Raw genomic sequence first — 25,360 nt, forward strand, 5'->3', positions numbered from 1 at the left:
CATTCGGGCCCCGCGGTACGGCGAGAGCGCACTCGATCGGGGCGACCGCAGGTCAGCTCAGTGGATTGCCGAGAAAGTCGCGGGCGGGGACAGGAACGATCCGCGGGAAAGCGGCCAGTAGCGGACGAAGGCCCGGCCGATCACGTCGTCCTCCGAGATCGTCCCCTCGTTTCCATCGTCGACGAACGACCGGGAATCCTGGGAGTCGTCGCGGTGATCGCCCATCAGCCAGAGACGGCCTGCGGGGACCTTGACGTCGAAGCGCCCGTCCGAGGGAGAGGCGCCCGGGTACACGTAGCCGCCCGTCTCGTCGAGGGGGGTGCCGTTGACCGTGATCCGGTTCCGCGCGTCGCAGCACCTCACGGTGTCGCCGCCCTTGGCGATCACCCGCTTGATGGTGTCCTCTCCCGTCCAGCCCTTGAAGACGACGATGTCGCCGCGATCCACGTCGCCGAACCGGTAGGCGAGCTTGTTCACCAGCACGCGGTCGTTGACGAGGAGCGTGTTCTCCATCGACTCGGACGGGATGTAGAACGACTGCAGCGCGAACACATGGACGAGGACCGCCGCGGCGACGCCGCCCAGCAGGAACAGGATCGACTCACGAGTGCCTGAGCGCTTCGCCGCCGGGGGGTCCTTCTCTTCGGCCATGGTGAGCCGGCTATCGCCTGGTCAGGCGGCGGCGCAACGCGATGATCGGGATCGCTCCGGCGAACCCCAGGGCCAAGGGGGCGGCTCCGGCCGCGGCCTGGAGCGCGGGCTGGGAGAACGTCTCGGGAATCGGCAGGATCTTCGCCCGGTCGAACGGCCAGACGATCACGAACGCCCGCCCGATCACCTTGTCGATGGGGATGGTCCCGCCGCCCGGATCGCCCACGTGTGAGCGGGAGTCGAGCGAGACCGACCGGTGGTCGCCCATCACCCAGAGCCGGTCCGGAGGCACCGTCACCTCGAAGTCGGTCTGCGAGGGCTGATCACCCGGGTAGAGGTAGGCCTTCTCGTCGATCGCGGTGCCGTTCACCGTGACCCGGCCCTGGGCATCGCAACACTTGATCGTGTCGCCGGGCACGCCGATGACCCGCTTGATGTAGTCCTTCTCCCCCGGGACCACGCCGAACGCCGTGCCGACCCACCGGAAGAACGCGGCCACGGGGTTCGACGGCTCCTCCAACTGGATCTCGGGATCCCAGGAGTCCACGCCGCTGAACACCACGACGTCACCGCGCTCGATGTCGCGCACGCGATAGACGAGCTTGTTGACGAGCACCCTGTCGTTCTTGAGGAGGGTGTCCTCCATGGACTCGGACGGGATGTAGAAGGCCTGGACCACGAACGACTTGATGAGCAGCGCGAGGAGTAGCGCGACCACGATCAGGACGGGCAACTCCCGCCAGAACGAGCCCTTCTTCCCCTCGCCGCCCTTGGCGGCCTGCTGGGTGTCTTCCGCGACCACGTCCACCCCGTCCTCGGCGGGCAGGTGCACTTCGAACTCCTGCCCCTCGTTAGTCATCGCTGCTGAGCCTAAATGATGTCCCTGGCAGCCACCGCCCGGGGACTCGGCATCACCGGCAAAAAGAAAATGGCCCGCGCCATCCGGCACGGGCCATCGTCATGGCCTGGTCTACTTGGCGGGGAGCGCGTCGCGCTTCTCGCGGATGCGGGCGGCCTTGCCCCGCAGGTCGCGCATGTAGTACAGCTTCGCCCTGCGGACGTCGCCGCGGGTGACCAAGGTGATCTTCTCGATCACCGGGCTGTGCACCGGGAAGGTCCGCTCGACGCCGACGCCGTAGCTGACCTTGCGAACGGTGAACGTCTCACGGGCGCCACCGCCCTGGCGGCGCAGGACGAATCCCTTGAACACCTGGATACGGGACCGGTTGCCCTCGACGACGCGGACGTGGACCTCCAGCGTGTCGCCGGGCCGGAACGCCGGTACGTCACTCCGGAGAGCGGCCTTCTCGAGCTCCTGGATCTGCGTGTGCATGGCAGCGGTTCCTCTTGACATGGGCGCGCGGAGGTCCGCCCGGCCGATCTGGGAAGGTCGGCAGCGAGGGGGACACGCACGCTTGGCTTGATACGTCTGACTTGCTACGTACTGTCTACGTACTGTTTGTGGACCGGGCCTCGCCCGGTCACGCCGCCACAACGAAAAATCGGCAGCAGCGACTCAGTTTGCCATATCTTCCGGCCCCGCGCGAAACGCGTCGCCGGAAGCCTTGCGCTCCAGCTCTTCCAGGACGCGCCTGTCGTGCGCGTCCAGGGTTCCGGAGTCGAGTCTCGCGAGGAGTTCCGGCCGCTTGTCCAAGGTACGGCGGAACGCCTCGTCGCGGCGCCACCGGGCGATCTTGCCGTGGTGGCCGGACAGGAGGATCTCCGGCACCTCGTGGCCGCGCCACACGGGCGGCTTGGTGTAGACGGGCCCCTCCAGCAGGTTGGCCATCGCCCCCGGCGCGAAGGAGTCGTCCGAGACCGAGCACGCGTTGCCGAGGACTCCCGGCAGCAGGCGGCCGACGGCCTCGACGATGACGAGGACGGCCGCCTCTCCCCCTGCCAGGACGTAGTCGCCGATGCTGACCTCGTCGACCCGCAGGCGGGAGCCGTACTCGGCCATGACCCGGGAGTCGATGCCCTCATAGCGGGCGGGGGTGAACAGCAGCCAGGGCTCCCTGGCGTAGTCCAGCGCCACTTCCTGGGTGAAAGGCCGGCCGCTCGGCGTCGGCACGATCATCCGGGGCAGCACGGACACGTCGCCTTCCGGCTGGCCCTGGGCGACCACGGCGTCGATCGCCTCGCCCCAGATATCCGGCTTCATCACCATTCCGGGGCCGCCGCCGTACGGCGTGTCGTCGACGGTCTTGTGGATGTCGCGGGTCCAGTCACGGAGCTGGTGCAGCCGGATGTCCAGGATGCCGCGGTCGCGGGCCTTGCCCATGAGCGAGACGTCCAGCGGCGCGAAGTACTCCGGGAAGATCGAGATGATGTCGACGCGCACGGCCCGGCCTCCCTACTCCGACTCGCCGAGATCGAACAGGCCCGGCGGGGCGGCGACGACGAGCAGGCCGTTCTCGAGGTCGATCTCGGGCACGAGCGCCTTGACGAACGGCACGTAGACCTCGTCCCGGGACGGGCGGCGCACCACCAGCAGGTCCTGGCCGTGATGGAGGACCTCGGCGACCTCCCCCACGCTCTCCCCGTCGGTCGTCACGACGGTGAGGCCCACGAGTTGGTGGTCGTGGAACTCGTCCGGATCGTCCAGCGCGGGGATGTCGGCGGAGTCGACCACCAGCAGCGTGCCGCGCAGCGTCTCCGCGGCGTCCCTGTCGTGCACGCCGGCGATGGCGAGCAGCAGGATGCCGGCGTTCCAGCGGGCCCGCTCGATGACGAGCGGCCCCCGACCTGCGGGTTCGGTGGCCAGAGCCGTACCAGGGACGAAACGCTGCTCGGGGTCGTCGGTGCGCACCTCGATCGTGACCTCGCCCCGCACTCCGTGCGGCCGGCCGATCCTGCCCACGACTAGCTGCACTTGTCGCCTTCCTCCGAACGTCTGTGGAACCTCGGTCGCGACGTCGTCACGGCCCCTGAAACGAACCGGGGGACCCTCGCGTGAGGGTCCCCCGGCCGTACGGTTCTACTCAGCGGGCCTCGTCCAGATCGACCAGGTCGACCCGCACGTACTTGCCGTCGGCCAAGGCGGTCACCACGGTGCGCAGCGCCTTCGCCGTACGGCCCCCGCGGCCGATTACCTTGCCGAGGTCCTCGGGATGTACCCGAACCTCGAGGACGCGCCCGGTGCGAATGCGCCGGGCTCGGACCTGGACCTCGTCAGGATGCTCGACGATGCCCTTAACCAGATGCTCGAGGGCTTCCTCGAGCACCTCAGGACCCGCCTTCCGGCTTCTCCTCGGCGGCGGGAGCCTCAGTGGTCTCTTCGGCCTTGGCCGGCTTCTTTGCCTTCTTCGGCGTGGTGGCGGCGCCGGTGTCGCTGGACAGCGACTCCTTGGCCGCGGCCTCGTAGGCGGCGTGACGGTCGGCCTTCGGCTCGGCGACCAGGAGCGGCGCCGGAGCGGCCTCGCCCTTGAACTTCTGCCAGTCGCCGGTCAGCTTGAAAAGCTTGAGAACCGGGTCGGTCGGCTGCGCGCCGACGCTCAGCCAGTACTGTGCCCGGTCGGAGTTCACCTCGATGCGCGAGGGGTGCTCCTTCGGGTGGTACAGGCCGATCTCTTCGATCGCACGGCCGTCACGCTTGGTGCGGCTGTCGGCGACGACGATGCGGTACTGCGGGTTACGGATCATTCCGAGCCGCTTGAGCTTGATCTTGACTGCCACGGGTGTGGTCTCTCCTGCATTAGAGCGTGGGTGAGCGGTGTCTCATCGAGTGGGGCACGATGAGAGCCCGCCCGAGGGACAGACGCGACCGGCGGGGGTGAGAGGGCACCCGCCATGGCCACGATGTTCCAGCTAGACATTCTGCCAGACGCTCACAGGTGCTCGGCCAATCGCCGCCGATGTGACGTCGACGAATTCGTGATCGAGACGCGGATCGGCGGCCGGAGAGGGCTTACTGCTGGCCGGGGAGCTTGAACTTGGACGGGTCGAACCCTGGCGGAAGCTGCAGGTTGCCGAGCGCCCCGCCACGAGGCTGGGGGGTCTCCTCCGCCCCGGCTCCCGCTCCGGACTTGATCTGCCCGGCCTTGCGGGGGTCACCGCTCACGCGGCGGCCCTTCTTGGCCTTCTGGGCCTTCTGCGCCTTGTTCCGGCCTCCTGGCATGCCCGGGATCCCCATGCCCTGGCTCATCCGCTTCATCATCTTCTGCGCTTCGAAGAAGCGGACCACGAGGCCGCTCACCTCGGTGACGGTCACGCCGGAGCCCTTCGCGATGCGGGCGCGGCGCGAGCCGTTGATCAGCTTCGGCTCCGCACGCTCACCGGGGGTCATCGAGCGGATGATCGCGGCGATGCGGTCCAGATCGCGGTCGTCGACCTGGTTGAGCTGGTCCCGCATCTGCCCCATTCCGGGCATCATGCCGAGGAGGTTCTTGATGGGGCCCATCTTGCGGACCATCATCATCTGCTCGAGGAAGTCGTCGAGCGTGAAGCCGTCCCCGGAGACGAGCTTCTCCGCCATCTTGGCGGCTTCCTGCTCGTCGAAGGTCTTCTGCGCCTGCTCGATCAGGGTGAGGATGTCACCCATGTCGAGGATTCGGCCCGCCATGCGGTCCGGGTGGAACGCGTCGAAGTCGGCGAGCTTCTCACCGGTCGACGCGAACATGATCGGACGGCCGGTGACATGCCGGACGGACAGGGCGGCGCCGCCGCGGGCGTCGCCGTCGAGCTTGGTGAGGACGACGCCGTCGAAGCCGACCCCGTCCATGAACGCCTGGGCGGTGCTGACGGCGTCCTGACCGATCATCGCGTCGACCACGAACAGCACCTCGTCGGGGCTGATCGCGTCGCGGATGTCCGCGGCCTGCCGCATCAGTTCCTGGTCGATGCCCAGCCGTCCCGCGGTGTCGACGATGACCACGTCGTGCTGCTGCCGCCTGGCGTGCTCGATCGACTGCCTGGCGACCTGGACCGGGTCCCCGACTCCGTTGCCCGGCTCGGGCGCGAAGACGGCCACCTCGGCCCGCTCGGCCATGACCGACAACTGCTGGACCGCGTTGGGACGCTGGAGGTCACAGGCGACGAGCAGCGGAGCGTGTCCCTGGTCCCGCAGCCACTTGGCCAGCTTGCCCGCGAGGGTCGTCTTGCCCGAGCCCTGGAGGCCCGCGAGCATCACGACGGTGGGCGGCGTCTTGGCGTAGCGCAGCCGGCGCGTCTCACCGCCGAGGATCTCGATCAGCTCGTCATTGACGATCTTCACGACCTGCTGGGCGGGATTCAGCGCCTGGGAGACCTCGGCTCCGCGGGCCCGCTCCTTGATCCGCGCCACGAAGTCCTTGACGACCGCCAGCGCGACGTCCGCCTCGAGCAGCGCGATGCGAATCTCACGGCAGGTCGCGTCGATGTCGGCGTCGGAAAGCCTGCCTTTGGACCGAAGGGAGGAGAAGACCGAAGTCAGCCGGTCGGAAAGCGTCTCGAACACGTGATTGGCCAGCCTCGAAGCAAGTGAACAGTCGGTGGACTAAGCGTCGCGTCCCCCAGCCTATCCGTCCAGACGGCCTGCGCGCCCGGGCCGCCGCGATCACGTCGTCTGCCGCAGGCGCCTTGGACGGGAGCCGGCACGGTCTGGCGAGGCCTCCGCGGATGGAGAATCGCGACGCCGGCGAGCAGTCAGGAGCAGGAACGCGCCTCCGGAGTCAGCGGCTCTTTCTGGCATAGAGGGCGAGACGGGTATCGCCGAACGATCTGTTCGACACGAGCTTGAAGGCGCGGCGGAGCTCGACGAAACGCGGGTCCCCGATGTTCCTCGGCCCGGCAGGGGGTGCGATCAGCCACACCCGATCCAGGCCGGCGGCCGCCGCCGTGAACTGGGCAGCCGTCCGCGGTTCGTACATCCCCGGCTCATTGGTCAGATCGGTCAGATGCCGGAAGGGCTCCTCATACACGGTCGCGAACAAGCGGTACCGCTGTGGGACGAACAGGACGCCGTCGCCCGATTGCTGTTCCGCACCGAGCACCGCGGCCAGTGACCGCAGGTCGTCCGGGCGGCTCGCCGGTTCGCGGATCTCCACGTGAGAGCTGAAGGTCAATGCCCCGACCACGACGAAAGCGATGATCGGGACGGCGATGTGCCCACGAAGCGACGTGGTGACCGCGTGCAGGCCGATTCCCGCGAGCAGCGCGATGGCCGGGACCACGAAGAGCACGTAGCGCGGGTCGAAGACCGGATACACCTGCGAGATCAGGAACGACGCCAGAACCGGAGCGAACGCCCACAGGGCCACGATCGGCGTCCGGCGGGACCACCACACACCACAGGCCGCCAGTGCGAACAGGACCACGGCTGCCGGGACGTTGCCGGCGACCTCCCGCAAAAATGCGGCCAGGTCGCCGAGATCTGGCCGGCCGAGCCAGAACAGCTGCGTCTCACGCTGCCCCGAGGCCACGACCACGAGTGGCAGCAGTGCGATTCCGGCCCCTGCGATGGCGAGGACCCAGGGCAGGACACGGCGGGGCCGGGCCGTCCATACGGCGACGGCGTGGACGCCGACCAGCAGCAGAGCGTAGAGGTGGAACCATCCGAGCACGGCGATACTTGCCGCATATGCGATATATCGCCGCCTTGAAGGCGTCTCCAGCGCGTCGACCAGCAGCCACGTGGCCAGTACGGCGACGAGGCTGACGATGGCGTAGCTCCTGGTCTCCTGGGCGTACCGGTCGGCCATGGGCAGCAGCGCGTAGAGGAGGCCTCCGTACAGACCGGCCAGCGGTCCGGCGAGCCGGCGGCCCAGCACGGCGATTCCATACGCGGCGGCGGCGAACGCGATCAGCGACGGAAGGCGCAGGAGGAACTCGGATCCTCCGAAAGCGGCGAACGGTCGCAGAAGCAGGTAGTAGAGGGCGTGGACGGCGTCCAGGTCCCCCACCAACTGCCGCATGTACGACAACGGGGAACGGGCGACGACCGCGCTCACGGACTCGTCTCGCCACAGGGAGGGAACGGTGATCCCCCACCCACCGATCGCGAGTGCGGCGAGGGCGGGCACCCACACGGAGGCCGCCCTCAGGCGGCGCCGCCCCGGCTCCTCGAACGATGGGCCTTCTGCGCTCCCCTGCGGAGGAGTCCCGGCGGCGGGAGTGCGCGGAATCGAGTCCCAAACGCTAGTCATGCAGGAACAATATCGGACAAGATCACCCCTGCCCGGAGCGCGCGCTCTCGGCCCGGGCGTCGGTCGACGACTACGCGCGGTTCCCGTCGGGGACGGCGACCCGCATGGTCAGCGCGTGCTCGACCAGCGTGATGAGCGTGCCCTTGACCGAGTCCCTGTTGCGGGCGTCGGTCCGGACGACCGGAACGTGCGAGGACAGGGTGAGCGCCTCGCGAACCTCGTTCTCGCTGTGCGGGTGGTGCCCGCCGAAGCCGTTCAGGCCCACCACGAACGGCAGTTGGGCTTCTTCGAAATAGTCCACCGCGGGGAAACTGTCGGCGAGCCGCCGTGTGTCCACCAGCACCACGGCGCCGATCGCACCGCGCACCAGGTCATCCCACATGAACCAAAATCGGTGCTGGCCAGGCGTTCCGAACAAATAAAGGATCAAATCCTGATCCAGCGACACGCGGCCGAAGTCCATCGCCACCGTCGTCGTGGTCTTGTGCGGCGTCAATCCGACATCGTCGATGCCCGCAGAGGCGTCGGTCATCACCGCCTCGGTCGTCAACGGGACGATCTCCGACACCGCTCCGACGAAGGTGGTCTTGCCCACACCGAAACCACCCGCAACGACGATCTTCGTCGAAGTCAGCCCACGACTAGAGCCTGCGAAGTCCACTGAGCACCCTTTCCAGCAAGTTCAGATCCGGCTTACCCGCGTCCAGCTGCGGCTGGTGCACGTGCACCAGCCCTTCCGCCGCCATGTCCCCGACCACCACGCGCACCACGCCCAGCGGCATCCGCAGCAGAGCGGAGATCTCCGCCACCGACCGCACCTGACGGCAAAGCGAGCTGATCGCCTGACGCTCCGGGGTCAGGATGGACAGATCCTGGTGAATCGACGTGGCGGAGGACACGAGTGCCTCCATGGCGAGCTGGAGGCGAGCTGCAGTCCGCCCCCCGGTCACTGCATAGGGGCGCACCAGAGAGCTACGCTCCGGCGAAGGGGGCGGGGTCGATTGACCCGGGTTCGTGCTGCCGCCGTAGTACCGGTGGGCGTCGTCCACCGGCGGATATGGCTCATTGCTCCAGCCGCCGCCTGCCACAACGTCCTCCTGACCTGCTCGTGCTCGCTCGGGAACTCACTGACCCCCTGGCCGCCTCGCTTTCAGGCCACTTTCCCCGCCCTAGGCTCGGCCGCTTCGAACCACCTGTCACCTGGGATGAGACGACTGAAGCTCGGCGCGAACCGCCGGCGTCAGCACCTGACCCGCACGCTCGACCAGCAAGGTCATCTGGTACGCGACCAAACCCATGTCGGAGTCGGCCGAGGCCAGCACCGCGAGACAGGATCCGTCGCTGATCGACATGATCAGCAGCAGGCCCCGCTGCATCTCGACCACCGTCTGGGTCACGGGGCCGCCTTCGAAGACCCGGGAGGCTCCCTGGGTCAAGCTGATCAAACCCGCGGCCACCGCGGCCAGTTGATCCGCCCGGTCCTTCGGAAACCCGTCGGAGTACGCCAACGGCAACCCGTCCGACGACACCACCACGGTGTGCGCCACTCCAGGCACGTTATTGACGAAATCGGTGATCAACCAGTTGATGCCGCGTGCGGCCTGGCTCATTTCCCTCATCGGTCCTCCTTCTCAGTGCCGTGGGCACCGTTCTCACCCAGTGGCACCGCCCCGGGGTAGCCCATTTCCTCGTTCGCGTCTCCCTTGGCGGCCGCCCGGGCCTGCCTGACTCCCTGCTGGAAGCTGGAGAGCCTGCTCCGCACCCGATCGGGCGAGAGCACGGGCGGGGGGGAGGCCACGGGAGTCGCGACAGACTCGGTTGAGGAGGCGGTGGCCGAGCCGGGCACCAGGTTCGCCTTGGGCACACGCTTGGGCAGCCCCGAAGCGGTCACGCCTCCGAGCGCGGGCTCGCTGGCGGCCTTGGCCGCCTGCCAGCCTGCGTCGGCCGGGGAGGACCATGCCTTGTTCTCCACCGGATCGACGCTGGAGTCCGTCTTCTCGATCTGCGTGTCAACCTTCTTGAACCAGTCGGACTCCACAGCCGCGAAGATCGGCAAGAACTCCTCCTCCGCCTCCATTGGCGAGGTCCGCACCACAGGCAGCGGACCCGTGTTGTCGACATCCCCGTTGAACGGGCCTCGGCCGGGCCGTCCCGACCAGCCGCCGTTGTCCTGCTGCTGTTGCGCCGGCCACGACCCGCTTCCCGGAGGGGGCAGATGCCCCGGCCACGGCGTGTCCACCGGAGCCTCGCCGACCCGGGCCTGCCCGAAGGTGTTCGGCTCGAACGAACTCCGGTCGAAGGCGCCGGAATCGAACGGGTTGTGCGCGAACGGATCCGGCTCGGGACCACGCTCGAAGGGGGTGGGGTCGAAGGGATCGCGCGTGAACGGATCCTGCTCCCTGCCGCGTTCGAACGGCGTGGGGTCGAACGGATCGCGGGCGAAGGTCTCGAACGGCCCGCGCTCGAGACCGCCGCTCCTGGCCACGCTGGGCTCGTCCGCTCCGTACACGGGCGTCCGCGGCATCGCCTCGAACGGGGTGGGGCTGGCGAGAGCCGGCGCACCGAACGACGGGGCGCCGAGCTGGCCGGCGCCGCCCACGGCGGGCATCGGGCTGGTCAGCTCGGGCTGGGGCATACCCGGGTAGGCGGGGCCCGCGGCGGCGAGCAACGATTCGGGCAGCAGGACCATGGCGGTGAGGCCGCCGGACTCCTGCGGCCGCATCTGCACCCGGATGCCGTGGCGGAGCGCCAGGCGGCCGACCACGAACAGGCCCATTCGGCGGGAGACGGAGACGTCGACGACCGGCGGGTTGGCGAGGCGGTGGTTCGCCTGGGCCAGCTCGTCGCCCGACATGCCGATGCCCATGTCGCTGACCGAGATGATCAGGCCGCCGCCGTCGATGCGATTGCTGGCCACGGTGACCTTGGTCTCGCCCGACGAGAACGCGATCGCGTTCTCGACCAGCTCGGCCACGAGGTGGACGACGTCGTTGACGGACTGTCCGACCACCGCCACGCCGGACTGCACCTGGAGGTCCACCCGCTCGTAGTTCTCGACCTCCGACAACGAGGCGCGGACCACGTCCACGACCGGGACCGGCTGGCCCCAGCGCCGTGCGGGTTCCTGACCGGCGAGGACCAGGAGGTTCTCACTGTTGCGGCGCATGCGCGTCGCCAGGTGGTCGAGCTTGAACAGGTTGCCGAGCCGCTGCTCGTCCTGCTCGCCCTGCTCCAGGCCGTCGATCAGCGACAGTTGCCGCTCGACCAGGGTCTGCGTACGGCGGGACAGGTTGACGAACATCGAGTTGACGTTGCTGCGCAGGCGGGCCTCGTCACCCGCCAGGCGTACGGCTTCGCGGTGGACCTCGTCGAAGGCCCGGGCGACTTCACCGATCTCGTCGCGGGCGACCACGCCGATCGGGGTGATGACCGGAGCCTCACTCGCCTCACCGGCCTCACGCAGCTTCTGGACCATGTCGGGCAGACGCCGTCCGGCGATCTCCAGGGCCTCCCGGCGCAGGCGGCGCAGCGGCCCCACGAGCGACCGCGCGACACCGGTGGTGAACAGCAGGACCGCGATCAGCAGCGCGGCCACGGCCACGCCGACGATGATCGCCCGCTGCTGCTCGTCGTCCTTCAGCGTCGCACTCCTGGCGACGATCGATGCGGTGAGCTTGGTCTCGACGGACCGCATCCGGTTGATGGGGTCCGACACGGAGTCGAACCACTCGCGGTTCTCGTCCCTGGTCGTGGAGTCGAGATTCTCGAGCGAGAAGCCGGCGTTGGCACGGTCGAGCACGAGGGTGCGGAGGAATTCCGCCTGGTCGACCTTGTTACCGGTGACGGTGTTGTCGAACTCGGCCCGTTCCTGAGTGGTCGCACTCTTGCGGAAGGCCTTCAGCTCGCTGTCCTCAGCGGAAACGGCACCGAGGAAGTCCTGCAGCTGTGTCTGGTCGAACCGATGGGCCGGCAGGACGGTCGCCAGCAGTCCCCGCTGGAGGGAGAGGCTCTCCTTGGCCTTGGCGAGGGCCGCCAGGGTGACCGACGCCGCGGCCAGGTTGTCGTCCTGCGTGCCCTTGGCGAGCTCGTCCTGCAACGCCAGAAGGTCGTCGACGACGAGGGTGTACTGGGTGATCACAGCGCCGGGGAGAAGCGTTCCTCGAACGGCCTGTTCGCGGAGCGGCTCGAGGCTGTCGAGCTTGCCGATGATGTGCTCGACCTCGTCGCCGGCGCGCCCTCCGACCTTGGACCGGAGGCTGGTGGCGAGCTGCCGGACGGACGTGGCCGCCTTGTCCACCTTGCCGATCTGGGTGGTCACCGTCGCGGTGGTCTTCTCCGTCCGGCCGACGGTGGCGTTCCATGCCGCCCGGTCCCGCTCGGTCTGAAGCTCATGCGTGAGCACGGCAACGGTGTCGACGAGCCGCGCCAGGTCGTTGACCTGCTGATAGTCGGCGGCCGTGTTGACCGAGGTGAGCACGCGCAGACCACCGAGCAGGAGCGCCGCAAGGGTGGGAACGAGAATCAGCGCGACGAGCCTGGACCGCACACGCCAGTTCCTTAACCGGAAGCGGCTGCCCTCGCCGGGATCGCGCTCAGCCGGAACACCGTTCCTCGGGCCCTGATCACTCCGGGGGTCTTTGGTCCTCACAGGCTTTCGAACCTCTCGCCGTATGTGCGCGCGGTGGGAAGACTCTCCACGAGTGTGACAGACGAGACACCAGAGACTTCCCGCGGGCGAGGGTAATTGCAGCACACCGACACCAGCGAGGCCAACCGAACACCCGTGCCTAAATAGCCTAAAGCGGGATGTGTATGGCGTTAATTGGTCAAATATCAGGCTGTCTTTATTAGCAAATTGTGCCCCGCCGGCAAGGAGGTCACTCCTCCGAGAACGAAGAAGGGCGGCGCCTTGTCAGGCGCCGCCCTTGAAACCTCCGCGCCCGTGGCGCGGAACGCGTCCAGAACCCTCAGAGAGCCCGGCCGTACGCCGCGCGAACCGTCAGAACGTACTCCACCAGGTTGATGAGCGTCGACTTCACCGCATCCCTCGACCGCGCGTCCGTGCGCACGACGGGAACGTGCGGCGGAAGGGACAGAGCCTCCCGGACCTCGTCCTCCGTGTGGACGAAGCTGCCGTCCCAGCCGTTCAACGCGACCAGGAAGGGCAACTGCGCCTCCTCGAAGTAGTCGATCGCCGGGAAGCAGTCCGCCAGCCGGCGGCTGTCCACGAGCACGACGGCCCCGATGGCACCCCGGACGAGGTCGTCCCACATGAACCAGAACCGGTGCTGGCCGGGGGTCCCGAACAGGTACAGGATCAGGTCCTGGTCCAGCGAGAGACGGCCGAAGTCCATGGCGACCGTGGTCGTCGTCTTGTTCGGTGTGAGTCCGAGGTCGTCGATTCCCGCGCTGGCGTCGGTCATCACGGCCTCGGTCGTCAGGGGAAGGATCTCCGAGACGGCCCCGACGAAGGTCGTCTTCCCCACGCCGAACCCACCCGCGACGACGATCTTCGTCGAGGTCAGACCACGGCTAGAGCCTGCGTAGTCCACTGAGCACCCTTTCGAGCAGGTTGAGGTCTGGCTGTCCCTGGCTGAGCTGCGGCATGTGCAGCCGGACCAGACCCTCGTCGGCCATGTCGGCGATGAGCACCCTGGCCACGCCGAGCGGGACCCGCAGCAACGCCGAGATCTCCGCGACCGATCGTACGGAACGGCACAACATCATGATCGATTCCTGCTCAGGGGTGAGCAGGGAGTATTCGTCGCTCATCAAGGCCACCGATGATACGAGCGTTTCCATCGCCATGTGATAACGCGGCTCGGAACGCCCGCCGGTGACGGCGTACGGACGGAACAGAGGCTCGTCCTCTGTCCCGTCAGAACCGCGCATACCCCTCTCCGGCGGTGATCATCGGCGAGACACCTGAAGCTCGGCGCGGAGCGCCGGCGTGAGAACCTGACCGGCCCGCTCCACGAGCAGGGTCATCTGGTAAGCCACCAGGCCCATGTCGCAGTCGGGGGCGGCCAGCACGGTCAGGCACGAGCCGTCGCTGATCGCCATGACCAGCAGCAGCCCGCGTTGCATCTCCACGACGGTCTGAGTGACCGAGCCGCCCTCGAACACCCGGGAGGCGCCCATGGTGAGGCTGAGCAGACCGGCGGCGACGGCCGCCAACTGGTCGGCACGGTCGTGCGGGAAGCCGTCGGATTGGGCCAGCCGCAGACCGTCGGCCGACACCACCACCGCGTGTGCCACACCCGGCGTGGAACCGACGAACTCGGTGATCAGCCAGTCGAACCTGCGTGCTTCCACGCTCAGCTCAGTCACGAGCCCTCCTCCTCATTTCCCAAGCCATCAGGGGATCCTCCGGCCAGATCGGCACGGCCCCGCCGTACACCCTGCTGCAAGCTCGACAGACGACTGCGGACCGCGTCGGCCGACACCGGGGGACGTGGCGTGGGGGCCGGGGTGTCCCCGCCCACCGAACCAGGCACCAGGTTGGCCTTCGGCGTCCGCTTCGGCAGACCTGCCGCCGTCACCCCGCCCTGCGTGGGATCCTTCGCCACACCGGCCGCCTTCTCGAAGCCGCTGTCCGCACGGGACCACCAGGCCCCCTGCTCAGAAGTCGCACCGGGTGGGTCGAGCGGACCCGGAACGGGACCGGTCTGCCTCCCGGGTGTGCCGGCCGCCGCAGGACGCGACATGCCGGAATCCGGCGCCTTCCCGTTCCCCGCGTGCCCCGCCTGATCGTTCTGGCTCGGCGCGGGAGTGCCCGCGCCGTTGGGCGCCGGGCGCCGGAACCAGGCCGACTCCACGGCTGCGAAGATCGGCAGGTACTCGTCACCGCGCTCCAGCGGGGCGTCCTCCACAACCGGGAGCGGCCCCGTCGCCTCTCCGGGCTCCATGATGGGGAAGGCTCCGGAGTGCTCGGTGAACGTGGGACGTCCCGGCCTCGGCCGACCCGGCGGCAGACCACCGGCGGTGTCCGAAACGGCAGGGAAGCTCGCCGTGGTCTCCTCCGGCGGAGCGCCGAAGGGGGCGAAGGCGCCCGTGTCGGAAGGCGCGAAGGCACCCGTGTCGGAAGGGGCGCCGGAACGGGCTCCCCCACCGGCCGCCAGAGGCCCGCCGTCATGGCCGGGCGATCTGCGCGTGGGTAGCCCGTTGGACGGCGGCGTCGGAGCGGAGGACGTCCACGGTGAGAACGTCCCGGTCGCCTCGGGCGCCGCCGGAGGCGCGTTCCAGGGCTGGAGACCACCCGAGGCGGACGCGCCGCCGCCCATCTGCGGCTGATCGGCGAACGCCCCGACCGTGGCCGTCGCGGGTTGCGCCGGGACCGCCTGGTCGGCGTTGGAGATCATCTCGGCGGGGAACAGCACCATGGCGATCATGCCGCCCTGGTCGCCGCGGCGCATCTGCACGCGGATGCCGTGGCGGAGCGCGAGGCGGCCGACCACGAACAGGCCCATGCGCCGGGACACCGACACGTCGACCGTGGGCGGCTCGGCCAGGCGGTGGTTGATGTCCGCCACTTCCTCGGGGGACATGCCGATGCCGGCGTCGCTCACCCCCAGCATGACGGCCCCGCCCTCGACGGGACTGCTCGACACGATGACCCGGGTGTTGCGCGGCGAGAACGCGATGGCGTTCTCGACGAGCTCCGCGACCAGGTGGACGATGTCGTTGGCGGCGTGCCCGGCGATCGCGATGCTGCGGTGCACCTTGACCGTGACACGCTCGTAGTCCTCGATCTCCGACAGAGAGGCGCGGACCACGTCCACCAGGCGCGCGGGCTGGCTTCGCTTGCGCGCGGGCTCGTGCCCGGCGAGGACCAGGAGGTTCTCACTGTTGCGGCGCATGCGGGTGGCCAGGTGGTCGAGCTTGAACAGGTCGGACAGACGCTGCCCGTCCTCTTCACCGCGCTCCAGACCGTCGATCAGGGCGATCTGCCGTTCCACCAGCGTCTGCGTGCGGCGCGAGAGGTTCACGAACATCGCGTTGACGTTGGAACGCAGGCGCGACTCCTCCGCGGCCAGGCGGACGGCCTGCCGGTGGACCTCGTCGAAGGCCTGGGCGACTTCACCGATCTCATCCTCTGTGCCGACGGAGATCGGCCGCACATGCGGCTCGCTCGTGTCGTCCGACTCGCGCATCCGCCGGACCATGTCCGGCAGGCGCAGGCCCGCGATCTCGAGCGCCTCGGCGCGCAGGCGGCGCAGCGGCCGGACCATCGAGCGCGCGATGAGGACGGTGGTGGCGAGGACCAGGAGCAGCAGCGCGAGGATCAGGCCACCGGCGATCAGCACGTTGCGCTGTTCCGACGACTGCAACCCCCGCGCGCGGTCGAGGACCGAGGCCGAGACCTGGTGCTCGACGGTGGCCATCTGGTCGATGGTCTTGGTGCTGTCCTGGAACCAGCGCTGCAGGGTCTGGGTACGGGTTAGAGCGTTGTACGTGGACAGCGGAGTGTTCCGGGTCCCGAGCTGGATCGCCCAGGCCTTGGCCAGTTCGGCCTCGACGACATCGGGGTCGCTGAGCAGCGTCACCAGTTGCTTCGACTGCGCAGGCTGGCTCTCGGTGATGAAGGTGTCGGTGTCCGACTGCTGCCGCGACTGGGAGGCGATGAAGTCCGTCAGCTCGGTACCCACGAACTGCTGCGTGTGCTCCAGCAGTTCCCTGGTGAGGGTCGCCCGCTGTTCGGACGCCTCCTCCTTCGCGTGGGCGAGCGCGGTCAGCGCTCGCGCGTCGCCGACCACTTCAGGGTCGTCACTGGTCTGCGCGAGTTCGTCGTGAAGTCGCAGGAGTGTGGCGATGAGGGTGGTGTAGCCGTCGATCTCCCTCTTGTCCCGCAGCTTGGCCAGCCCCGTCAGCCCCGTGGCTGCCTGCTCGGCATCCTGCTCGGCGCGGACGCCGTAGCTGGCGTCGATCTCGTCGAGATCGGCGTTCACCTGCCTGGCCAGGCCGTCCACGACCACTGTCTGCTGGGCGAGAGTGATGGTCTTGCCCGTGCCCAGCTTGATCTTGCGCTTGGGACCCCAAGTGCTGATGTCCCGTTCAAGGCCCAGCTGCTGGATGAGATCCCGCAGCCGGACGGAGTACTCAGCGCTCTGCCTCACCTGCTGATATCCGTTGAGGCTTTCGATCGACCCCACGACGCGGATGCCGGCAAGAAGCACGGCCACCAGTGTGGGAGCGACGATGAGGGCCGTCACGCGGGTGGGCACCCGCCAGTTACGCGGCGCGAAACGCCTCGACCGCGCGTGTTTTTCGCTTTTCGACTGCTCCGTGCTCACCGGCCCCGCCATCTTTCGGCATGTCTTCATGGGTCTGGACAGCATGAAGTTACATAGCTATACAGGCGGGGACAATTCGACCACAAGGTCAAGGGCGCCGGAGGCCGTACGGATGGCGGCTCACCCAATCGTTACCAACAGGAAAGACGATCGTCGCCCATCTCACCGCAGAGCGGCCAGCACGTGCTCACGCACCTGGGCCCGTTGTTCCTCGTCAGCGAGGGGATGACCGTTGCGGTCCGCCACGTAGAACACGTCGACGGCCTCCGCGCCGAGAGTCTCTACGCGAGCAGCCCTCACGTCAAGACCGCATTCGCCGAACGCGCGGCCGATCTTCCACAGCAGCCCCGGCCGGTCGTGGGCGCGCACCTCGACCACGGTCGCCGTATTGGACGCGTCGTCGATGAGGGTGACCCGGGGTGGCGCCACCGGCACCCGGGGCGGCCGGATCGACCTCGTCCGCCTGGCGAGTCTCGCCTCGATGTCGAGCCGCCCGGCGAGGACCAGACGGAGATCGGCCTCCAGCGTCGCGGGGTCGGGGGGCGTGCCGTACTCGGGCACGACGACGAACTCGATCACGGCGGTGGAACCGGCGGACGCGGCGGACGCCGACCGCACGACCATCCGGTGCGCGGCCAGCACCCCGGCCGCGCGCCACAGCAGTCCGGGCCGATCGGGCGCGACCACGGTGACGGCCCCCTTGTTGACCCGCACCGCGCCGCCGCCGTGCCGTGCGAGGGCCGCCTGCTCCTCCGACAGGGCGGGCGCGGGCGCGGGCGGGGTGCCCGACAGGACCGACCTGACCCGGCGGACCAGGTCGGACACCAGGGAAGCCTTCCAGGAGTTCCACGCGGCCGGGCCTGTGGCGTTGCCGTCGGCGACGGCGAGGGCCGCGAGCAGTTCGAGGACCTCACGCGACCCGACCGCCTCGGCCACCCGTGCGATGGTCACCGGGTCGTCGAGATCGCGCCGGGTGGCGGTCTCCGGCAGCAGGAGGTGATGGCGGACGACGGTGGCCACGATCTCCACGTCGGCCGGCGGAAGGCCGATCCGGGCACCGATGTCACGGGCCACGACCTCACCCGTCGTCGAGTGGTCGCCGGGCCATCCCTTGCCGATGTCGTGCAGGAGCGCGGAGATCAGCAGCAGGTCGGGCCGTGAGACCTCACGGGTGAACGACGCGGCCCCCGCCGCGGCCTCGATCAGATGCCGGTCGACCGTGTAACGGTGCACGGGATTGCGCTGCGGGCGGTGCCGCACCCGCTCCCAGTCGGGGAGCAGACGCACCAGGATGCCCGCCTGATCCAGCTCCTCCCACACCGGTACGGCGGCGCGCCCGGCGCCGAGCAGCGCCACGAGAGCGGCGCGGGCGTCCTCAGGCCACGGCACGTCGAGGGGAGGCGACTGCGCGGCGAGCACGGAGACGGTGGCGGGCGCGAGAGGCAGCCCGGCCTCCGCGGCGGCGGCCGCCGCGCGGAGCACCAGTGTCGGGTCCTTGCGCGGGCTCACGCCGCGGGCAAGGACGACCTCGCCGCCGTGCTCCACCACGCCGTCGGCGAGCGGACGCCGGCCTCGCGGCGCGGGACCGGACAACAACCTGTCGACGGTCCGCCACGTGGCGTCGAACGAATGGGAGATGGTCCGGCCGGCCTCGGCGAGGCGGCGCATCAGCGCCTCCGCGTCCAGCAGGCCGAGTGTTCCCGCGACGGCGTCCTGCTCCTGGAGGACCAGGCGGTCGGCGCCGCGTGCGGTGACCAGATGCAGACCGTGCCGGATGTCCAGCAGGAACTCGTAGGCCTCGCGCACCCGCGGACCGGGCGCCGAGGCCACCCAGGCCGCCGCGACGGCCTGCATCGCCTGCACGTCCCGCAGGCCGCCCCTGGAGTCCCGCAGATCGGGCTCGAGGAGGAAGGCCAGCTCACCGCTCGACTCGGCCCGCTTGTCGGCCGCCATCTTGAGCTCGGCGAGCCTGCGCCGGGAGTCCGCGCGCCACTCCGCGAGCACGGCCTCGCGAGCCGCGCGCGTGAGCTCGGGATCGCCCACGATGTGACGGGCCTGGATGAGGCCCAGCACGGCCTTCAGGTCCTCGCGCGCCACCTTGACGGCCTCGTCGACCGTACGGACCGAATGGTCCAGCCCGATCCCGGAGTCCCAGATGGGGTACCAGATACGGTCCGCGATGCGCGCGACATCGTCGTGGCCGTTGTGAAGCAACACCAGGTCGAGGTCGCTACCTGGGGCGAGTTCTCCTCGCCCCAGGCTGCCGACCGCCACGAGTGCGACGCCGCCGATCCCGTTGGGACCGGGCGCGCCGCGTTCGTCGGGGAAACCGCTCTTGGGGCCCGGCCCTGCCCGTCCCTCGCGTGCGTACGGTTGCGCACCCGCCGTGCGGAACAGATCGGTGAGCCACCTGTCGATGTCCGCGGCCCGATCCTTCCTGGCCGCGGCGAACGAACGAGCTTCCCCCCTCATCATCCGGTTACAGAGCCTCTGGCCCGCGCTCCCCCGTGCGGACCCGGACGACCGTGTCCACAGGGACGGACCAGACCTTGCCATCGCCGATCTTGCCGGTCTGCGCGGCCTTGACGATCACGTCGATGACGTCCTCGGCGTCGTCTTCCTCCGCCAGGACTTCAAGACGGACCTTGGGCACCAGGTCGACCTGGTACTCGGCGCCGCGGTACACCTCGGTGTGGCCGCGCTGCCGGCCGTACCCGCTGGCCTCGCTCACCGTCATGCCCTTGATGCCGAACTGCTCCAGCGCCGCCTTGACGTCGTCGAGCTTGAACGGCTTGATCACTGCCGTGATGAGTTTCATGCGTCAACCTTCTTCGCCTCAGCAGGGACGGGCCCGTTGACGGAGGCCACCCCCGAGGAGTGGATGGTGCCGAGGTCGTAGCCGGTCTCGGCGTGGGTGGTGATGTCGATGCCGGTGACCTCTTCCTCCTGGGAGACCCGGAAGCCCATCGTCTTGTCGATTATCTTGCCGATGATCCAGGCCAGGACGAACGAGTAGAGGCCCACCACGACCGGGCCGAGCACCTGCCGCCCGAGCTGCGTCAGACCGCCTCCGTAGAAGAGGCCCGGGGCCTGGGGGTCGAGGAAGGGGTAGGCCGCGAAGAAGCCGAGGGAGATGGCGCCGAGAGCGCCACCGACGAGGTGCACGCCGACCACGTCGAGCGAGTCGTCGAAACCGAGCTTGTACTTGAGGCCGACGGCGTAGGCGCAGACCGTGCCGGCGATGGCGCCGATGACGATGGCCGCCCAGGGGTCGACGAAACCACAGGCCGGGGTGATGGCGACGAGACCGGCGACCGCACCGGAGGCGACGCCCAGCGTCGTGGAGTGACCGTCACGGAACTTCTCGACCAGGATCCAGGCGCCGGCGGCCACCGCCGTGGCGATCTGGGTGTTCATGAAGGCCAGACCGGCGGTGCCGTCGACGGCCAACTCGGAGCCCGCGTTGAAGCCGAACCAGCCGAACCACAGCAGGCCGACGCCGAGCAGGACCAGGGTGAGGTTGTGCGGCCGCATCGGCTCCTTGCGCCAGCCCGCCCGCTTGCCGATCACAAGTGCCAGCGCGAGACCTGCCGCACCGGCGTTCACGTGGACCACGGTTCCACCGGCGAAGTCCTCGATGCCGAGCTGGGTGAGCCAGCCGCCGCCCCACACCCAGTGCGCGACGGGGAAGTACACGACCGTCGCCCAGACCACGGAGAAGACGACCCAGGCGCCGAACTTGGCCCGGTCCGCGATCGCACCGCTGATCAGCGCCACCGTGATGATGGCGAACGTCAGCTGGAACGCGGAGAAGACCAGGCTGGGCATGCCGGTGCCGTCGTCCTTGGTCGCCGTGTCGACCAGGGACTGCAGACCGAATTCCTTGAGACCACCGATGAACTTGTTCAGGGTGTCGTTGCCGTTGGTGCCGAACGCGAACGCGTGACCGTAGATCACCCATGCGATCGTCACCGTGATGATGCTGACGAAAGACATCATCATCATGTTCAGGACGCTCTTGGCCCTGGTCATGCCCCCGTAGAAGAACGCGAGGCCGGGAGTCATCAGCAACACCAGGGCGGTGGCTGTGATCATCCAGGCGGTGGTGCCGGTATCGATCTTCATCGACGCGGCCCTCCTTACAATTTGCCGTGTGGCCGGTTATCACTCCCGCAGTGGCTTCGTCCGGGGCATCGTCGGCCGGCGGGCGCACTGACGTTGGCGACAGCGTGTTCTTTCGCCGTTTCAGGTCACGCCTCTTCGTGTTTCACATCTGTGAAACACAGTGAACGAGCGTTACAGGGAGGTTTCGGACACCCCCGGGAACGCAAAACGCGCACCCCTTAGGGGTGCGCGTTGGGGAAAGACCCGCCCGCCGTGCGTCGCGAAGGTTTCCGACGGCGGCCCTGCCGGGGGTCAGGCGGCCGCGGTGGCCATCTTCCGCAGCCGCGTCAGCGCGTCCCGCTCCAGCCTCCGGGCCCGGTCGCGGCCGATGCCGTAGCGCTCCCCCACCTCGGTGAGGGTGTGCTCGCGGCCGTCGACGAGGCCGTAACGCCACCGGAGTATCTCCCGCGTCCGGCCTTCGAGGCCGGTCAGCCACTCCTCGAGACGCTCCTTCTCCAGCGTCGCGAGCGCCTGCTGCTCCGGATCCGCCCAGGTCTCGTCGGCGATCATGTCACCGAGCTCGGTCTCGTCCTCGTCGCCCACTCCGAGTTGGAGGGACACGGGGTCGGAGGCCCAGCGGCGCAGCTCCTGCACCCGCTCGATCGGCAGGTCGAGCACCGCCGCCAGATCGGCGTCGGTCGGCTCGGCGTCGAACTCGGCCAGCATGTCGCGGCGGACGCGCATCAGGCGCGTCATCTGCTCCCCTGCGTGCGTGGGCAGCCGCACCGGGCGCGCCTGCTCGTGGATCGACCGGCCCACCGACTGCCTGATCCACCACGTCGCGTAGGTCGAGAACTTGTACCCCCGCTGGTAGTCGAACTTCTCGACCGCCCGTACCAACCCCAGGTTGCCCTCCTGGACGAGATCGATCAGGGGCATCCCCCGCCCCGAGTACTTCCTCGCGACCGCGACCACGAGACGCAGGTTGGCCTGGATGAACTCATCCTTCGCCCGCCTGCCGGAAATCGCTATGCGCTCAAGCTCCTCATCGGCCGCATCAGAGACCTTGGGCTCCACCCGACCGCTGTCGAGCAGGTGCTCCGCGAGCAGGCCTGCCTCGATGCGCTTGGCGAGCTCGACCTCCTGCTCCGCGGTCAAAAGGGGCACCCGCCCGATCTCGGCGAGATATGTCCCCAACAGATCCCGGTCGGATACCTGCTGATCCTGCGTCCGATTCCCCGTCGCCATTCGATGGCACCTCGTTCCGCCGCGCCGCAGTGTGCACCGTGTTAGAAGCCGGCCTCGGAGCCGGATCCCCCGCGATGAACACGGATTCCTCGACTTCGACGTCCTGAACCTGACAACGGTTTATGCAGGGCAAAGATTCCCTAAATTAATACGCCCGCGGAATGGTTTCGGATTCATCCCCAAGGAGGATGTGATCCCCAGAATAGGTGCGATTACCCCACCGGAGAGTGATCAAACGACCCTGCGGCCCGATCGCCACACCTGGGCCACCAATGGCACACCCGGCCGGTAGGCGAGGTGCACGTAGGACGGCGCGTCCAGCATCACGAGATCGGCCTGGGCCCCCTCGCGCAGCGTGCCGACGTCGTTCCTCAGCAGGGCCCGCGCCCCGCCGCGGGTGGCCGCGCGCACGGCCTCGAGCGGCGTCATCCGCATCTCCCGCACGGCGAGGGCCACGCAGAACGGCATCGACGTCGTGAACGAGGAGCCCGGGTTGCAGTCGGTGGCGAGCGCGACGGTGACCCCGGCGTCGAGCAGCCGGCGCGCGTCCGGATACGGCGAGCGCGTGGAGAACTCGGCCCCGGGCAGTAGGGTCGCGACCACGCCCGCGTCCGCTAGGGCGGCCACGTCCGCGTCGGTCAGATGGGTGCAGTGGTCGGCCGACGCGGCTCCCATCTCACAGGCGACCCGCACGCCGGGGCCCTCGCCCAGTTGGTTGGCGTGGATCCTCGCCCGCAGTCCCGCCTTGATCCCCGCGGCCAGGATCTCCCTGCTCTGGTCCTCGTCGAAGGCGCCGCGCTCGCAGAACACGTCCACCCATCGCGCGTGGGGCGCGCACGCGTCCAGCATGGGGCCGGTCACCATTCGGACGTAGTCGTCGGGCGTCGTCTCCGGCGGTACGACATGGGCCCCGAGGTAGGTCGTCTCCGGGGTGAACTGGCCGGCGATCTCCAGGCAGCGCCGCTCGCTCTCGACCGTCAGGCCGTAGCCGCTCTTGATCTCGAACGTCGTCGTGCCCTGAGCGGTCATCTCGGTCACCAGCAGCGCGGTGGTGGCGGCGAGTTGGGGGACGGTCGCCTCCCTGGTAGCGGCCACCGTGGTGCGGATGCCGCCCGCCGAGTAACGCTCTCCCGCCATCCGCGCGGCGAACTCCGCCGTGCGGTCCCCGGCGAACACCAGGTGGGAGTGGCTGTCGACGAATCCGGGAATCACCGCGCGCCCTTCCGCGTCCACCCGCTCGTCCGCCGCGGGCGCGTCGGCGGACCGCCCGATCCATCGGACGACGCCGTCCTCCACCACCAGCGCGGCGTCCTCGATCTCCTCACGGATCGGGTCCGCCGTGTACAGCAGGCCGATCCCGTCGAACACCGTTGAACTCATCGCCCTCGCTCCACGATTCCGTATCCTCGCCACCGGCCGCGGGGCGCAAACCCGCTAGTCGCGGGCCCGCGCGACGGCGTCACGCAGGAGAGCGCCGACGTCACCGAGCGTGTGCAACCCGTCCTCGACGATCACGCGGCCCCCCGAGACCACCGAGTGGACGTCGGCCGCCGTCGCGGCGAACACCACGGACTCGGCGGCCGTCAGCCGCGTCGCCCCCGCCGTACGGACCGAGTCGAGACGGACGGACACCAGATCGGCCCACGCCCCGGGGACCAGGCTGCCGGCGTCCGGGTAACCCATCGAGGCGTGGCCCGCCGCGGTGGCCGCGTTCAGCAGGTCGGCCGCACGCCAGTGCCCGCGCTCCCTGCTGGCCAGGCGCTCGTCAAGCTCCACGGCCCTGGCCTCCTCGAACAGGTCGATCACCGCCTGGCTGTCGGAGCCGAGCGTGATCGGCGACCCGGCGTCGAGCAGCCTGCGGGCCGGCCCGATGCCGTCGGCGAGGTCGCGCTCGGTCGTCGGGCACATGCACACGTGCGTGGACGAGCCTCCGAGCAGCGCCACGTCCACATCCGACAGGTGCGTGGCGTGCACGGCGGTCGAGCGCGGCCCGAGGACACCGTGTTCGTGCAGCACCTGGACGGGAGTGGCGGAGTAGGCCTCGACACACGCCTCGTTCTCGGCGCGCTGCTCGGACACGTGGACGTGCAGCGGCCCGGAGTGCCGGTGGGCGAAGTCGACGACCACGTGCATCTGCTCGGGCGGCACCGCACGCACGGAGTGGACCGCGGCGCCGATCTCCACGTCCTCCGCGCCCTCGTACGACAGGGCCAGTTCCTCGGCCCTCGACGCCCAGCCGTCCGCGTCGCCGTCCCCGAAGCGCACCTGAGGTCCGGTGAGGGCGTCGCCGATGCCACCTGTGAGATAGCACGTGTCGAGCAGCACGATCCGCAGACCGGCCTCCCGCGCCGCGCGCACCAGGACGTGGCCCATGACGTTGGGATCGTCGTACGGCACGCCGCCCGGGCCATGGTGCAGGTAGTGGAACTCGGCGACACAGGTGATCCCGGCCAGCGCCATCTCCGCGTAGACGGCCCTGGCCAGCGCCAGGTAGGTGTCGGGATCGAGACGGCCCGCCACGCCGTACATCTGTTCGCGCCACGTCCAGAAGCTGCCCCTGCCCGTCTGCGTGTGGCCCCGGAGCGCCCGGTGGAACGCGTGCGAATGGGCGTTGGCGAGACCCGGCAGGGTCAGTCCGGCCAGCCGTACGGCTCCGGGCGGGGCGGGGACGCCGGGATGCACCTCGGCGACGCGCACACCGTCGACGATCACGGCTACGTTCTCCACGACCTCACCGGGCGGCAGCCACGCCATCTCGCACCAGTAGGTCACACGCACAGATCCTCCAGAGCAGCGCCGCACTCGTCCGGCCCGCTACGGCCGGAGCCGGCGGCATCCTGACACTCTAGTGAACGCGTCCGTAGGCGCGGATCTCCTGGTAACGGGGCGCCCCGGGGTACACCCCCCGAGGCGCCCCGCCTTCGGCCGTCGTCCCCGGACGCG

Annotated in this window: 23 protein-coding genes; all 23 read right to left on the reverse strand. The window is 69.2% G+C overall.

Going from position 1 to position 25,360, the window contains the following annotated elements:
- Window positions 1-57: 57 nt before the first annotated feature.
- Window positions 58-651, reverse strand: a complete 594-nt coding sequence (gene lepB / locus Pmi06nite_RS21365) for a signal peptidase I (RefSeq protein ID WP_203954847.1) — start codon at window positions 649-651, stop codon at window positions 58-60.
- 10 nt (window positions 652-661) lie between these two features.
- A complete protein-coding gene (gene lepB / locus Pmi06nite_RS21370; RefSeq protein ID WP_203954848.1) occupies window positions 662-1,510 on the reverse strand; it encodes a signal peptidase I in 849 nt (282 codons plus the stop codon).
- 111 nt (window positions 1,511-1,621) lie between these two features.
- Entirely contained in the window at window positions 1,622-1,984 is a 363-nt protein-coding gene (gene rplS / locus Pmi06nite_RS21375; protein WP_203954849.1) for a 50S ribosomal protein L19, read from the reverse strand.
- A 183-nt stretch (window positions 1,985-2,167) separates the two neighbouring features.
- On the reverse strand, window positions 2,168-2,992 hold the full coding sequence (trmD, locus tag Pmi06nite_RS21380; RefSeq protein ID WP_203954850.1) for a tRNA (guanosine(37)-N1)-methyltransferase TrmD: 825 nt from the start codon (window positions 2,990-2,992) through the stop codon (window positions 2,168-2,170).
- Between the two features lie 12 nt (window positions 2,993-3,004).
- The gene (gene rimM / locus Pmi06nite_RS21385; RefSeq protein ID WP_203954851.1) at window positions 3,005-3,523 is read right to left on the reverse strand and encodes a ribosome maturation factor RimM; all 519 of its coding nucleotides are present in this window, start codon (window positions 3,521-3,523) and stop codon (window positions 3,005-3,007) included.
- Between the two features lie 109 nt (window positions 3,524-3,632).
- Window positions 3,633-3,875 carry an RNA-binding protein gene (locus Pmi06nite_RS21390; RefSeq protein ID WP_203887686.1) on the reverse strand — a complete coding sequence of 81 codons (243 nt, stop codon included), beginning with the start codon at window positions 3,873-3,875 and terminating at the stop codon, window positions 3,633-3,635.
- A 1-nt stretch (window position 3,876) separates the two neighbouring features.
- Window positions 3,877-4,326 carry a 30S ribosomal protein S16 gene (gene rpsP / locus Pmi06nite_RS21395; RefSeq protein WP_203954852.1) on the reverse strand — a complete coding sequence of 150 codons (450 nt, stop codon included), beginning with the start codon at window positions 4,324-4,326 and terminating at the stop codon, window positions 3,877-3,879.
- A 232-nt stretch (window positions 4,327-4,558) separates the two neighbouring features.
- Complete coding sequence (gene ffh / locus Pmi06nite_RS21400) at window positions 4,559-6,085, reverse strand: signal recognition particle protein (protein WP_203954853.1); 1,527 nt, start codon at window positions 6,083-6,085, stop codon at window positions 4,559-4,561.
- Window positions 6,086-6,299: 214 nt separating this feature from the next.
- On the reverse strand, window positions 6,300-7,772 hold the full coding sequence (locus Pmi06nite_RS21405) for a glycosyltransferase family 39 protein (protein ID WP_203954854.1): 1,473 nt from the start codon (window positions 7,770-7,772) through the stop codon (window positions 6,300-6,302).
- Between the two features lie 70 nt (window positions 7,773-7,842).
- On the reverse strand, window positions 7,843-8,406 hold the full coding sequence (locus tag Pmi06nite_RS21410; RefSeq protein WP_203955035.1) for a GTP-binding protein: 564 nt from the start codon (window positions 8,404-8,406) through the stop codon (window positions 7,843-7,845).
- Window positions 8,407-8,413: 7 nt separating this feature from the next.
- Window positions 8,414-8,860 carry a DUF742 domain-containing protein gene (locus Pmi06nite_RS21415; protein WP_373317323.1) on the reverse strand — a complete coding sequence of 149 codons (447 nt, stop codon included), beginning with the start codon at window positions 8,858-8,860 and terminating at the stop codon, window positions 8,414-8,416.
- A gap of 108 nt (window positions 8,861-8,968) precedes the next feature.
- Window positions 8,969-9,391 (reverse strand): roadblock/LC7 domain-containing protein, encoded by a 423-nt coding sequence (locus tag Pmi06nite_RS21420; RefSeq protein WP_275409589.1) that lies wholly within the window; start codon window positions 9,389-9,391, stop codon window positions 8,969-8,971.
- Window positions 9,388-12,318, reverse strand: a complete 2,931-nt coding sequence (locus Pmi06nite_RS21425) for a sensor histidine kinase (protein WP_239114088.1) — start codon at window positions 12,316-12,318, stop codon at window positions 9,388-9,390. Before Pmi06nite_RS21425 ends, Pmi06nite_RS21420 begins: the two co-directional genes overlap by 4 nt.
- A gap of 421 nt (window positions 12,319-12,739) precedes the next feature.
- Complete coding sequence (locus Pmi06nite_RS21430; protein ID WP_373315676.1) at window positions 12,740-13,324, reverse strand: GTP-binding protein; 585 nt, start codon at window positions 13,322-13,324, stop codon at window positions 12,740-12,742.
- Window positions 13,305-13,664 carry a DUF742 domain-containing protein gene (locus Pmi06nite_RS21435; RefSeq protein ID WP_203954857.1) on the reverse strand — a complete coding sequence of 120 codons (360 nt, stop codon included), beginning with the start codon at window positions 13,662-13,664 and terminating at the stop codon, window positions 13,305-13,307. Before Pmi06nite_RS21435 ends, Pmi06nite_RS21430 begins: the two co-directional genes overlap by 20 nt.
- Before the next feature lie 18 nt (window positions 13,665-13,682).
- Window positions 13,683-14,102: a roadblock/LC7 domain-containing protein gene (locus Pmi06nite_RS21440; RefSeq protein WP_275409590.1), complete on the reverse strand. Its 420-nt coding sequence runs from the start codon at window positions 14,100-14,102 to the stop codon at window positions 13,683-13,685.
- Window positions 14,099-16,984 carry a sensor histidine kinase gene (locus tag Pmi06nite_RS21445; RefSeq protein WP_203954858.1) on the reverse strand — a complete coding sequence of 962 codons (2,886 nt, stop codon included), beginning with the start codon at window positions 16,982-16,984 and terminating at the stop codon, window positions 14,099-14,101. The genes Pmi06nite_RS21440 and Pmi06nite_RS21445 overlap by 4 nt, the downstream gene beginning before the upstream one ends.
- 243 nt (window positions 16,985-17,227) lie before the next feature.
- Window positions 17,228-19,540: a [protein-PII] uridylyltransferase gene (locus tag Pmi06nite_RS21450; RefSeq protein WP_239114089.1), complete on the reverse strand. Its 2,313-nt coding sequence runs from the start codon at window positions 19,538-19,540 to the stop codon at window positions 17,228-17,230.
- Between the two features lie 4 nt (window positions 19,541-19,544).
- Window positions 19,545-19,883 (reverse strand): P-II family nitrogen regulator, encoded by a 339-nt coding sequence (locus tag Pmi06nite_RS21455; RefSeq protein ID WP_203887678.1) that lies wholly within the window; start codon window positions 19,881-19,883, stop codon window positions 19,545-19,547.
- The gene (locus tag Pmi06nite_RS21460; RefSeq protein ID WP_203954859.1) at window positions 19,880-21,190 is read right to left on the reverse strand and encodes an ammonium transporter; all 1,311 of its coding nucleotides are present in this window, start codon (window positions 21,188-21,190) and stop codon (window positions 19,880-19,882) included. The genes Pmi06nite_RS21455 and Pmi06nite_RS21460 overlap by 4 nt, the downstream gene beginning before the upstream one ends.
- A gap of 291 nt (window positions 21,191-21,481) precedes the next feature.
- Complete coding sequence (locus Pmi06nite_RS21465) at window positions 21,482-22,417, reverse strand: sigma-70 family RNA polymerase sigma factor (RefSeq protein WP_203954860.1); 936 nt, start codon at window positions 22,415-22,417, stop codon at window positions 21,482-21,484.
- Between the two features lie 231 nt (window positions 22,418-22,648).
- A complete protein-coding gene (hutI, locus tag Pmi06nite_RS21470) occupies window positions 22,649-23,797 on the reverse strand; it encodes an imidazolonepropionase (protein ID WP_203954861.1) in 1,149 nt (382 codons plus the stop codon).
- Between the two features lie 54 nt (window positions 23,798-23,851).
- Window positions 23,852-25,195: a formimidoylglutamate deiminase gene (locus tag Pmi06nite_RS21475; RefSeq protein WP_203954862.1), complete on the reverse strand. Its 1,344-nt coding sequence runs from the start codon at window positions 25,193-25,195 to the stop codon at window positions 23,852-23,854.
- Window positions 25,196-25,360: the final 165 nt, after the last annotated feature.

Source organism: Planotetraspora mira (assembly GCF_016863275.1).
Taxonomy (GTDB): domain Bacteria; phylum Actinomycetota; class Actinomycetes; order Streptosporangiales; family Streptosporangiaceae; genus Planotetraspora; species Planotetraspora mira.